Annotated in this window: 12 protein-coding genes; 3 read left to right on the top strand and 9 right to left on the bottom strand. The window is 59.9% G+C overall.

What is annotated here, in order from left to right:
- Positions 1-411: 411 nt before the first annotated feature.
- Together KW849_RS06510 and acnB are read right to left on the bottom strand one after the other, a co-directional pair.
- Complete coding sequence (locus KW849_RS06510; RefSeq protein WP_218428636.1) at positions 412-573, bottom strand: hypothetical protein; 162 nt, start codon at positions 571-573, stop codon at positions 412-414.
- A gap of 12 nt (positions 574-585) precedes the next feature.
- Positions 586-3186 carry a bifunctional aconitate hydratase 2/2-methylisocitrate dehydratase gene (gene acnB, locus KW849_RS06505; RefSeq protein ID WP_108215913.1) on the bottom strand — a complete coding sequence of 867 codons (2601 nt, stop codon included), beginning with the start codon at positions 3184-3186 and terminating at the stop codon, positions 586-588.
- A gap of 457 nt (positions 3187-3643) precedes the next feature.
- Between acnB and KW849_RS06500 the strand changes: the two genes are divergently transcribed.
- Positions 3644-4114, top strand: a complete 471-nt coding sequence (locus KW849_RS06500; RefSeq protein ID WP_108215912.1) for a DUF1289 domain-containing protein — start codon at positions 3644-3646, stop codon at positions 4112-4114.
- 156 nt (positions 4115-4270) lie between these two features.
- On the opposite strand, the gene KW849_RS06495 is transcribed toward KW849_RS06500, so the two are convergent.
- Complete coding sequence (locus KW849_RS06495) at positions 4271-5134, bottom strand: universal stress protein (RefSeq protein ID WP_218428635.1); 864 nt, start codon at positions 5132-5134, stop codon at positions 4271-4273.
- Positions 5135-5296: 162 nt separating this feature from the next.
- Between KW849_RS06495 and KW849_RS06490 the strand changes: the two genes are divergently transcribed.
- Positions 5297-5905, top strand: coding sequence for a tRNA-(ms[2]io[6]A)-hydroxylase (locus tag KW849_RS06490; protein WP_218428634.1), 609 nt, complete (start codon positions 5297-5299; stop codon positions 5903-5905).
- A 68-nt stretch (positions 5906-5973) separates the two neighbouring features.
- On the opposite strand, the gene KW849_RS06485 is transcribed toward KW849_RS06490, so the two are convergent.
- From KW849_RS06485 to KW849_RS31275, 5 genes are all read right to left on the bottom strand, one after another.
- Positions 5974-6462, bottom strand: coding sequence for a GFA family protein (locus KW849_RS06485; RefSeq protein ID WP_218428633.1), 489 nt, complete (start codon positions 6460-6462; stop codon positions 5974-5976).
- A 225-nt stretch (positions 6463-6687) separates the two neighbouring features.
- Positions 6688-7305, bottom strand: coding sequence for a DNA-3-methyladenine glycosylase (locus tag KW849_RS06480; protein ID WP_115947479.1), 618 nt, complete (start codon positions 7303-7305; stop codon positions 6688-6690).
- A 4-nt stretch (positions 7306-7309) separates the two neighbouring features.
- Complete coding sequence (locus KW849_RS06475) at positions 7310-8122, bottom strand: isocitrate lyase/phosphoenolpyruvate mutase family protein (RefSeq protein ID WP_218428632.1); 813 nt, start codon at positions 8120-8122, stop codon at positions 7310-7312.
- A 34-nt stretch (positions 8123-8156) separates the two neighbouring features.
- Positions 8157-9239 (bottom strand): bifunctional transcriptional activator/DNA repair enzyme AdaA, encoded by a 1083-nt coding sequence (locus tag KW849_RS06470; RefSeq protein ID WP_218428631.1) that lies wholly within the window; start codon positions 9237-9239, stop codon positions 8157-8159.
- 985 nt (positions 9240-10224) lie between these two features.
- The gene (locus KW849_RS31275) at positions 10225-10491 is read right to left on the bottom strand and encodes a GDCCVxC domain-containing (seleno)protein (RefSeq protein ID WP_256357090.1); all 267 of its coding nucleotides are present in this window, start codon (positions 10489-10491) and stop codon (positions 10225-10227) included.
- Positions 10492-10640: 149 nt separating this feature from the next.
- On the opposite strand from KW849_RS31275, the gene merR reads away from it, so the two are divergent.
- Entirely contained in the window at positions 10641-11030 is a 390-nt protein-coding gene (gene merR / locus KW849_RS06465; protein ID WP_256357089.1) for an Hg(II)-responsive transcriptional regulator, read from the top strand.
- A gap of 116 nt (positions 11031-11146) precedes the next feature.
- Here the strand turns inward: merR and KW849_RS06460 are convergent, their stop codons facing one another.
- Entirely contained in the window at positions 11147-12043 is an 897-nt protein-coding gene (locus KW849_RS06460; protein WP_108215906.1) for a DMT family transporter, read from the bottom strand.
- Positions 12044-12121 lie beyond the last annotated feature (78 nt).

Genomic DNA, 12121 nt, shown 5'->3' with positions numbered 1-12121 from the left:
AGCTCCTACATTGGAATGCGTTTCCCCGTAGGAGCTGCCGCAGGCTGCGATCTTTTGATTCAAAGGCATAAACAAACGCCGCCTATCTCACGATGGGCGGCGTTTTTCATTGCATTGCAACGTTGGGCTTGAACGACCGGGAGTGACGGCGGTGGGCCTGGTGGCGATTACGGCGTTGATCTATTCGTTGACGGCCTAATAGCAAAGATCAAAAGATCGCAGCCTGCGGCAGCTCCTACATTGGAATGCGTTTCCCTGTAGGAGCTGCCGCAGGCTGCGATCTTTTGATTCGAACGGCATACAAAAACGCCGCTTATCTCACGATGGGCGGCGTTTTTCATTGCGTTGCAACGTTGGGCTTGAACGACCAGGAGTGACGGCGGTGGGCCTGGTGGCGATTACGGCGTTGATCTATTCGCTGAGTGCTTGATAGGTAAAGATCAAAAGATCGCAGCCTGCGGCAGCTCCTACATTGGAATGCGTTTCCTTGTAGGAGCTGCCGCAGGCTGCGATCTTTTGATTCGAACGGCATAAAAAAACGCCGCTCATCTCACGATGGGCGGCGTTTTTCATTGCGTTGCAACGTTAGGCTTGAACGACCGGGATGTTGGCGTTCGCAGCAGCTTCACGGAACTCGGCGATCTGGTCGAAGGACAGGTAGCGGTAGACATCGGCCGCCATGCTGTCGATCTTGCCAGCGTATTCCATGTACTCCTCGACGGTCGGCAGGCGACCCAGGATGGAAGCCACGGACGCCAGCTCGGCCGAAGCCAGGTAGACGTTCGCGCCGTCACCCAGACGGTTCGGGAAGTTACGGGTCGAAGTCGACACGACAGTCGAGTTCGGCTCTACACGTGCCTGGTTGCCCATGCACAGCGAGCAGCCCGGCATTTCCATGCGCGCGCCGGCCTTGCCGTAGATGCCGTAGTAGCCTTCTTCGGTCAGCTGGTGAGCGTCCATCTTGGTCGGCGGCGACAGCCACAGACGGGTTGGCAGCTGACCCTTGACCTGTTCCAGCAGTTTACCGGCAGCGCGGAAGTGACCGATGTTGGTCATGCACGAACCGATGAACACTTCGTCGATCTTCTCGCCAGCAACGCTGGAGAGCAGGCGGGCGTCGTCCGGGTCGTTCGGCGCGCAGAGCACAGGCTCCTTGATGTCGGCCAGGTCGATCTCGATGATTTCAGCGTATTCAGCGTCTTTGTCCGCTTGCAGCAGCTCAGGGTTGGCCAGCCAGGCTTCCATCGCTTGAGCGCGACGTTCCAGAGTACGTGCATCGCCGTAGCCTTCGCCGATCATCCAGCGCAGCAGGGTGATGTTGGACTGCAGGTATTCGGCAATCGACTCTTTGGACAGCTGGATGGTGCAACCGGCAGCCGAACGTTCAGCCGAGGCGTCAGACAGTTCGAACGCTTGCTCTACGGTCAGCTTAGGCAGACCTTCGATCTCCAGGATGCGACCGGAGAAGGCGTTCTTCTTGCCTTTCTTCTCTACGGTCAGCAGGCCAGCCTGGATCGCGTAGTAAGGAATGGCGTGAACCAGGTCACGCAGGGTGACGCCTGGCTGCAGTTCGCCTTTGAAGCGAACCAGGATCGACTCAGGCATGTCCAGCGGCATGACGCCAGTGGCTGCGGCGAACGCAACCAGACCGGAACCGGCCGGGAACGAAATGCCGATCGGGAAACGGGTGTGGGAGTCACCACCGGTACCGACGGTGTCTGGCAGCAGCATGCGGTTGAGCCACGAGTGGATGATGCCGTCGCCCGGACGCAGGGAAACGCCGCCGCGGGTCATGATGAAGTCAGGCAGGGTGTGGTGGGTGGTCACGTCGATCGGCTTTGGATAGGCCGCGGTGTGGCAGAAGGACTGCATCACCAGGTCGGTCGAGAAGCCCAGGCACGCCAGGTCTTTCAGTTCGTCACGGGTCATTGGACCGGTGGTGTCCTGGGAACCCACGGTGGTCATCTTCGGTTCGCAGTAGGTGCCCGGACGAACGCCGGTCACGCCGCAAGCCTTGCCGACCATTTTCTGCGCCAGGGTGAAACCCTTGGTGCTTTCAGCCGGTGCTTCAGGCTTCTTGAACAGGGTCGAAGGTGGCAGACCCAGCTCGGTGCGAGCCTTCTCGGTCAGGCCACGGCCGATGATCAGCGGAATACGGCCGCCAGCACGCACTTCGTCCAACAGGACCGGGGTCTTCATTTCGAAGGTGGTCAGGACTTCGTCGGTGCCGTGCTTGCAGACTTTGCCAGCATGCGGGTACAGGTCGATCACGTCGCCCATGTGCATGTTGGATACGTCGAATTCGATTGGCAGTGCGCCGGCATCTTCCATGGTGTTGTAGAAGATCGGAGCGATCTTGCTGCCGAAGCAGAAACCGCCGGCACGCTTGTTCGGCACGTAAGGAACGTCGTCGCCGAAGAACCACAGTACGGAGTTGGTCGCCGATTTACGCGAAGAGCCGGTACCGACCACGTCGCCGACGTAGGCGATAGGGAAGCCTTGACCGCGCATTTCTTCGATCTGCTTCATCGGACCGGTGACGCCTTGTGCGTCAGGCACGATGCCGTCGCGAGCCATTTTCAGCATGGCCAGGGCGTGCAGCGGGATGTCTGGACGGGACCAGGCATCAGGGGCAGGGGACAGGTCGTCGGTGTTGGTTTCGCCAGTCACCTTGAACACGCGCAGGCTGATCTTGTCGGCCAGGGTCGGGCGCTTCACGAACCACTCGCCGTCAGCCCAGGATTGCAGCACGCCTTGGGCGTGAACGTTACCGTTCTTGGCTTTTTCAGCGACGTCGTGGAAGGCGTCGAACATCAGCAGGGTGTGCTTGAGTTCTTTGGCAGCTACTGGCGCCAGTTCGGCGTCGTCCAGCAGGTTTACCAGGGTCACGATGTTGTAGCCGCCCTGCATGGTGCCGAGCAGTTCAACAGCGCGCTTCTTGTCGATCAGGGGGGATTTGGCTTCGCCTTTGGCGATGGCGGACAGGAAGCCGGCCTTGACATAGGCAGCTTCGTCCACGCCTGGTGGAACGCGATTGGTGATCAGGTCAACGAGGAATGCTTCTTCGCCAGCCGGGGGATTTTTCAGCAGCTCGACCAGGCCTGCAGTTTGTTCGGCGTTTAGCGGCTGGGGAACGATTCCCAGTGCTGCGCGCTCTTCGATATGTTTGCGGTAGGCTTCAAGCACAGTTATTACCCTCATCAGTGGTCCCAAATGGGTGTCCGGGACGCTCATCCCGAAATTGCCGCACTCATGCGCTGCATGGCGTTGTGAGCCACTTAGCCAGAATTACCGACAATTCCTTACAGAAGCTGCTTTCAAAGTTTTACGCCTGCAGAACGGGAGCTGATGAGGGTTGGCGTTGGGCTTTTCCCCGCTGGAAAAACCCCTCGCCAACACCGCTCTGAAGGAACGACTGTGCTCGTGACGCTTTGAAAACAGCTTCTAACGGACATTGGCGCCTAAAAAGGCAGGCTGATTCTACGGCAAAAAAAAATTAAAGGTAAGTCAGGTTTTATTGGACTTTGGTGGAGGCAGCCGGCAAACCCCTATTCACCCAAGGCCCTGAACGTTGAGGGGTGATCAATGGCCGACAAAGGGCTAACATGCCGGCCTGTTCTGCTTTTTCGCGTTTTGCCTATCTATGCCCAATCAGACCATCAAGACACCCTGCGTCGGCCTCTGCTCCACTGTTTACGGTGACCTGGTGTGCCGTGGCTGCAAGCGTTTCCACCACGAAGTGATCCACTGGAACGGTTACAACGAGGAGGAAAAGCGCGCGGTATGGCTGCGCCTTGAGCAGTTGCTGTCCCAGGTGATGGCCGCCAAGGTGGAAATTTTCGACCCGGCACTGCTCCGAATGCAGCTGGAGCAACGCAAGATCCGTTTCGTGCCCCATCAGTCGGAATATTGCTGGGCCTACCAGTTGATCGCCCGGGGCGCGCGGGTGATCAACAACCTGGAAGCCTACGGGATGGTGTTGCTGCCGGAGTTTCGCGGCTGGAACCTGCCGGAATTGCGCGATGCCATCGATCGGGAATTCTTCCTGCTCTCCGAGGCCCATTACCAGCGCTACATTGCGCCGGGGTTCCTGAAAGACGCCTTTGGTGGCTGACCACCGAACTGTGGCGAGGGAGCTTGCTCCCGCTCGGCGGCGTAGCCGTCGTAAACCGATTCATGGAGTTTGATTGAAAAACCACGGTGTCCGGTTTCAGGGCCGCTTCGCGACCCAACGGGAGCAAGCTCCCTCGCCACAAATGTCCGGCAAATCTCAATGCTTGCCGGCAATTTCCTCAAGGTGATCCGCCACTTCGATCGGCTTGAGCACCAGCACATCGCTCTCGACCGCATCGAGCACCACTTCCGCCGTATTACCGATCAACACTCCTGACAACCCGCTACGCGCCACAGTACCGATCACCGTGACTGCCGCCTGCAGCTTGTGCGCCATGAACGGAATCAGCACATCCGGCGGGCCTTCCTCGATGTGCAGGTGTTCATCGTCAATGTCGAATTCAGCCTGGAACGACTTGCATTGCTCGCGGTAGCGCGCCTGGATGGTTTCGCTGAGTTGAAACGTCGGGTCGGCCGACGACAGCATCGGCGACGGGTGGGCGCTGATCACGTGCAAGTGAGCCTTGGCCAGGGTTGCGATGTCATAGCCATGATCGATGATGGTGTCGTGCAGGTGGCGGTGTTCGAGGTCGGTGTTGCCGACGTCGACGGCTGCCAGGATCACTTTGTCTTTCCACGAGCCAGCGGTTTTTACCAGCAGTACCGGGGAAGGGCATTGGCGCAGCAATTTCCAGTCCTCGGGTGTCAGCAGGGCCTTTTTCAGTGCGCTGTCGGGAAAGTGTTGCTTGATCACCAGGCCGCAACCTTCCGCCTGCTGCACATCGATGATGGTTTCGTGAAGGCTCTTGTTCCAGGCCTGCTCGGTGGTGACGTTGTAACCGTCCTCCACTAAAGCGGCCTTGAGCACGCCAAGCATGCCGCTGTGATCATGCTTGGGGTCGCATACCAGCAGATGCAACTGCGCCTGGGTGACACCGGCGATCAACTTCGCCCGTTTGAGCGCCAGGCTTTCGGAGTGTTCGGGGTCGATGACCACCAGAATGCTGCGTACGGCTTGCATGAGCGCGATCTCCTGAAAATAAAAAAGCACGGCGTTGCACAACTATAGTTGCTGTCTGCGATTCGGGGACTTGATGCATATCAACGGTTGGCAGACTGGTGGTCTGCGGGCAGGCCGGTATAATCGGCGCCCTTCGTTTGAACCTATTTGTCCGTGAGCCCCATGATCCTTCCCGAAATTCACGAGTTCCTTGGCTGCCGCACCCCCGACGGCTGGATCCAGGCCGCTCTGGCCGATCAGGAAACCCTGCTGATCGACCACAAGAACTGCGAATTCAAGGCCGCCAGCACCGCGTTGAGCCTGATCGCCAAGTATCACTCCCATGTTGACCTGATCAACATGATGTCGCGTCTGGCCCGGGAAGAGCTGGTGCACCACGAACAGGTCATGCGCCTGATGAAACGCCGCAAGATCGAACTGCGCCAGCTGTCCGCCGGGCGCTATGCGTCGGGGCTGCGCAAGGTGGTACGCAGTCACGAGCCGGTGAAACTGGTGGACACGTTGGTGGTGGGGGCGTTCATCGAGGCCCGCAGTTGCGAGCGTTTCGAAGCGCTGGTGCCGCATCTGGACGAAGAACTGGGCAAGTTCTATTTCGGCCTGCTCAAGAGCGAGGCCCGGCATTTCCAGGGTTACCTGAAACTGGCCTGTCAGTACGGCGACGCCAAGGACATCGCCCAGGTGATCGACAAGGTCCGCGCCGCCGAGCAGGAACTGATCGAATCGCCGGACGTGGAGTTCCGCTTTCACAGTGGAGTGCCGGCTGCGGCCTGATTATTCGGTGTTGTCCTGGCAGATGCCTTCGTCGGAACGCCGCCAGGAGCCTGCTCGCGAAGGGGCCATCAGCAACGCAGACCCAGCCGTTCATGCCATTGGGCGATGGACTCTTCGGGGTACACATCGAACTGTTTATCCCTTGGCTGCGCCTGGACCTCAACCCACGTCGCCTTTGAACCCAGCATCAGATGCGTGTGCTCCGGCGGCACCGGCAGCGGGGTGTCGATGGCCGAGGCGAACGGATGGATCAATTCCGGCCACTCCGGGCTGAACAGCCACAAGCCAGAGCCGCAGACTGAGCAGAAATGCCGCTCGGCGGTGCTGCTGTGGGCGCGTTTGTCGCCTTCTTCCTGGAGCCGTGCATGGTAGATCGCGATGTGCTTGCGCCCGCGAACCTTGAGGCTGGCGGCATCGCCCCCGAGGTTGATCGCATAACCGCCACCGCCCTGGGTCTTGCGGCAGATCGAGCAGTAGCAGCGCTGGTAGGGGTAGGGGTGGGCGCTGGTCAAACTGAACGACACCGCGCCGCAATGGCAGGAACCTTCGAGTTGCATGGGAGCCTCCGGCTGTCTGGAATGTACCCGGAACAGCCTAGACCGTCCGGGCTATTCGACCGGCACCAGAATCGCGAGGAAGTCTTTGTCCATAAGAATGGGTGATGGTCAAGTGGACTTGCGGTGAATGTGTTGGCCCCTTCGCTGGCAAGCCAGCTCCTACCGGTTTGCGGTCGAGATGGCCACTGTGGGAGCTGGCTTGCCAGCGAAGAACGATAACGCGGTCTACCGCCCGGGCACCCGCCACAAATACCAGGAAGCCACCGTCCGGTAGGGGCTCCACGCCGAGCCGATCTCGATCATCTGCTTGCGCGTCGGCTGCACCTCCAGGCCCTTGAGCCGTCGATAACCCTCACGCACGCCAAAGTCATCGGCCGGCAGGATATCCGGCCGCTCCAGGCTGTAGATCAGCAGCATCTCCACGGTCCAGCGGCCCACGCCGCGCAGGGTGATCAGGCGTTCGATCAGCGCTTCATCGTCCATGGCCAGCGCCGTGGCGTAATCCGGTACTACGCCGTCCAGCGACGCCTGGGCGATGCCCTGAATGGTCGCGATCTTGCTCGCGGAAAAGCCGCAGCTGCGCAGTTGCTCGAAATCTGTCGCGACGATCTGTTCAGGTCTGGGAAACGAATCCGCACCGAACAACGCCAGCAGCCGGCCGACAATTGCATCGCCGGCCTTGGCATGCAGTTGCTGATAGGCAATCGCCCGCACCAGCGACTCATACGGATCACGCGCCGCATGCGGCTGGTGCAGGCACGGACCGATGGCGTCGATGTGGCGGCGCCAGTCGTCATCGATGGCCGCCAGGAACGCACTGGCCGCCTGATAGCCGTCGGCCATGGGCTCAGGCTTTCCCGGACGGTTTTAACAGAGCGTTCACTTCGCCATAGGTCAAAGCCTTCAGGTCGTGGCTATCTAACTTGCCGGTTTGCATAAAGCTTTTGGCTATGCCGGCCATGGCACCGTAGAGGAATTCGGCGATGCCCGAACCGGCGGTCAGACGGCGTACGCCCAGTGCCTCGAGCGCTTCGGGGGACGGCAGGCCCGGGAACCCCAGCACATTCAGAGGCAACGAAGTGCCTTGGCACAGCGCCTTGATCTCGTACTCCGAGGTAACGCCGGCGGCAAACAGGCCATTGGCCCCGGCCGCCTGATACAGCGCGGCGCGCCTGAGGGTTTCCGCGACGCGATCTTCGGCAGGGACCAGGCCGCGGAGGTAAACATCGGTGCGCGCATTGATAAACAGGTTCACGTTGCGACGATCGGCCACCTGGCGGGCGGTTTCAATCTTGCGTATCAGCAACTCCGGCGGTGAGGAACCGTCCTCGATGTTGATCCCGACCGCACCGGCGGCGATCACCGCATCAACCACCTGCGCCACCCGTTCCAGGTCATCGGAATAGCCGGCTTCGATGTCCACGGTCAGCGGCACTGAAATGACCCGGGCAATCGACTCGACGGTCGAGACCAGGCGCTCAAGGGGCAGGGTGTTGCCGTCCGGATAGCCGTGCACCCAGGCCACCGCCGCGCTGCTGGTGGCCACGGCCTTGTTGCCCAGTTGCTCCACCAGCCGCGCCCCGGCGGCATCGGCGACGTTGGTGAGGATCAGCAAACCCTCGTGATGCAGTTGGTGCAGTTGATTGTCGAGCCTGTCCATCGAGCTTCCTTCCTTATGAAAAAGACGTGGGGGATCAGAACGCCAGTTGCTCCGTGAGCTGCACCGCCGCGTTCTCCAGCCTGAGCAAAAACGCCTTGCGCGGCTGGCCTCCAGCGTAGCCGGTCAACGAGCCGTCGGCGCCGATCACACGGTGGCACGGCACGACAATCGATAAGCGGTTATGCCCATTGGCCAGGCCCACTGCGCGACTGGCACCGGGCTTGCCCAGGCTCGCCGCAATGGCGCCGTAGGTGGTGGTCCGGCCGTAAGGGATCTTCGCCAGTTCGGCCCAGACCCGGCGGGAGAATTCGCTGCCGGGCATGTGCAGGGCAACGCTGAACTCAGTGAGCGTGCCGGCGAAATATGCGGACAATTGCGCTTCGATCTGCTGCAAATGCACGTTGTGCCCCGGCGCCACTGCATAGCCGAAACGGTTTTGCAGCGCTTCGACCGAAGGATTCAGCGATGCCTGATCGAGAAACTCCAGCAGCACCAGTCCACGCCGTTCGGCCATGGCGATCATCGGCCCCAGCGGCGTGGTCAGGCGCGTGTACAGCAGCGGCTCGCTGTTGGCAGCGCGGCCCGGGGTGATGTGAAACGACTTCTGGAAGGCGTCGCGAAAACCGCTCAGGGACTCGTAGCCAGAATCGAAAGCTACGTCGTCGATGGAGTCGCCCTGTTTGATCCCGCCCAGCGCCATGCCCAGGCGCCGGGCGCGCAGCCACGCGTGGAAGGTCATGCCGAAATGCTGCTTGAACCAGCGGCGCAGTTTCAGCGGTTCGATGCCTTCGGCCAGCAGATGGGCGTCGGTCCAGCGCTGCTCCGGGTCGGCGTCTACCGATTTGAACAGTTTCTGCACCCAGTCCGGCGCGCTGGCGGCGGTGTCCATCGGCTTGCAGCGCAGGCAGGCGCGGTAACCCGCCGCCAGGCACTGTTCGGCGCTGGCAAAGAACTCGACGTTTGCAGGCTTCGGGCTGCGGGCGGTGCAACCGGGGCGGCAGAAGATACCTGTGGTCTTGACCGCCGTGAAGAACACGCCCTCGTAGGAGGTGTCTCGCTCGAGCATGGCGCGAACCATCTCGGCACGGGGTGGAAGCAGCGTTTTTTGTAGGTTCATGGGCGCAGCATAGATCGCGTCACGGGTGGCCTCCACCGGAAAATCGACAGCGAATTTCGGACCGCAAAGCAAACGACCACATCCGCGTAAACAAGGGTTCACTCTGGAGTTTGTACGCTATGGCGACAACATGCGGAACGTCTGACGCAGATCTGCTGGACGCCATCGTTCATGGCCCACAAGAGCCCAGCTGGACCCAGCGCATGCTCAACGAATGATCGGCATCACCAATGCCGGCGACCAAGGACTGATTGCTCTGACGGCCTGTCAGGCCTGCGCCAAAGCAGTCTCGGCACCGAAGTGAGAAAGAGCGACCGGGCTGATGCATCATCATCCAGCCCGGTCGCGGTCCCTGCAGATGCTCCCTGCAAGTCCCGCCAAGGCACTTTTTACTTACATGAAACATGTATTTTCTGCAATATGTTTATTAATACAGTAAAAATCTTGCTATTTATGTTTACACCTATCATCCCTTCGATGGGTGTAGTGGTCTAATGAAGCCGGCTACTCATTTAGGCGAGAATGCTCGTCAGACACGAGGTGTCAGATGTCCACTACACAATGCTGCGCAGAAGGTGATTGGCGGGGATGTGATCTTCAAGGTTGAACGAGTAAAACAGTCGCTCCTCGAGAACCTCGATTTTGGTTGACTGACTTCCTTAGTGCGTGACGATGCCGGTCATTTGTGTTGATAAAGTCAGGTAGTGATTCACTTTTCCCCTGGATCAAAGCCAATACAGGATGGCAATGGACCACAACCAGCCGATGCTGAGGGTGATCGTAAGGTAGATCGCCATAAGCATCAGGGGTTGATTCCACATGACACACCTCCCATAACCGCTGTGTTTACATGGGTGCCTGGTAAATTGGGAGCTCGTATGAGCAATAGAGCAATAATCACGCCATTTGAGTGAAAGACGCTGGCTGCGAGCCCTGGGCCTTTAGCGCTGCGTTCCACGCTACTTCCTCCAGACGAAAGCTGACCCTAAATCTCCCCCCCAAAAATGGGCTTTCCCAGATGTGGGGGAGCATCCATCCCGATGCCACAGCATCCGCGCCGCTCCTGGATCGGTGGGCACTTCATCGAGCCAAACGAGCAGAACACACAGCAGTCACCGGGATTTGGGCGTAGCAGAGTCCTGCAATTGCCACATTCATAGAAAAACTGACAGGCATCTGTGGGCATGGCCTCCTGCTTGGCGAAATTGCAACGCGGGCAGGTCAACACGGATTCGAGGATGATGGCTCTCATGGCGGCCTCATTTGTGCACGGTGGAGGGATCGCCCGCATTCGTCCCCTTGCCGATTGGTTGAACCATCGTCTTCTCCATTAAATCGGTCTAACCTAGAGTCACTTTACACTCCGTACCCGGGTACAGAATCAAGGGGCGTGTGATAGCGATGGGAATGAGTATCGGCAAATTGGCGGAAGCTGCCGGAGTGAACATCGAGACTATTCGCTATTACCAGCGACGCGGCTTGCTGGATGAGCCGCCAAAGCCGCTCGCTGGTTATCGGTACTATCTACCGGAGCAGGTCAAACGGTTGCGCTTTATCAAGCGGGCACAGGCGCTGGGATTCACACTGGATGAGGTGGGTGCACTGCTGACACTGGATGCGGCCTGCGCTTGTAGCGAGACTCGGGCGCTGGCCGTGCGAAAGCTGGCCATGATCGAGAAAAAGATGGCCAACCTTGCAGCAATGCAGCAGGTGCTGGGCGAACTGGTGCACCAATGCGATGCCGGCGGCGGAGCCGATTGCCCTATCATCGATGCGCTGAACAGGGAGTGATGCCTGGTTGCAGGGCATCATGCACAGACGTCAGGCCGGCAATCCGTGCCGTTGTTATCACGGTTCAGCGGTGGTCAGTCCCGCACAGTCATCGGCGTAAACCACCGTACACTGGGCTATTTGGCGAATTTTTTCGCCCCGGCGACGCAGAGGATCACGGCAACGGTGACACCCAGCATGCCGAGGCTGACATGCTCATGCAGCAGGGTGGCGGCCAGGGAAAGCCCAAAAAACGGCTGAAGCAGCTGCAATTGCCCAACGGCGGCGATGCCCCCTTGGGCCAGTCCGCGATACCAGAACACGAAACCGATCAGCATGCTGAACAGCGAGACGTAAGCCAGGCTGAACCAGGCCGGCGCGCTGATGCCGGTGAACGAAGCCGGCATGCGCATCCAGCTCAGCGCCGCCACGACCGGCAGCGACAGGACCAGCGCCCAGGAAATCACCTGCCAGCCCCCCAGCGTGCGCGACAGCTTCGCGCCTTCGGCATAACCCAGGCCGCAGGCGAGGATGGCCAGCAGCATCAGAATGTCGCCTTGCGGGGAGGCGGTCAGCCCTTGGGACAGCGCAAACCCGACCACCAGTAAACTGCCCAGTACCGAGAAAATCCAGAACGCCGCCCGTGGCCGCTCGCCGCCGCGCAGGACGCCGAACACCGCCGTCGCCAGGGGCAGCAGGCCGACGAAGACGATGGAGTGCGCGGACGTCACGTATTGCAGTGCCAGCGCTGTCAGCAGTGGGAAGCCGATGACCACGCCCATGGCAACGATGAGCAGCGGTATGAGTTGCTGGCGCGCCGGCCGTTTTTCCTTGAATAACCCCAGCAGGCACAGCGCCAGGACCGCCGCGATGGTCGCGCGCGCGACCGTCAGGAACAACGGATCGAACTCCAGCACCGCCACCCGTGTCGCCGGCAGCGAGCCGCTGAAAATCACCACGCCGATCAGGCCGTTGATCCAGCCGCCGGTGCTGTTTTCCAGCGTCTGGTGTTGCAGGTTCGAGGTCCGTTCCATTTGGCTCACGCTCATTGTCTGATTGCACGAAACTCATCCTATGAGCGACTATCGATACAATCAAAAAATTGTCATGGA

The organism is Pseudomonas sp. PDM26 (assembly GCF_019219185.1).
GTDB lineage: Bacteria > Pseudomonadota > Gammaproteobacteria > Pseudomonadales > Pseudomonadaceae > Aquipseudomonas.
The sequence above is the reverse complement of the archived record's forward strand: the minus strand, read 5'-3'. Positions and strand labels throughout refer to the sequence as shown.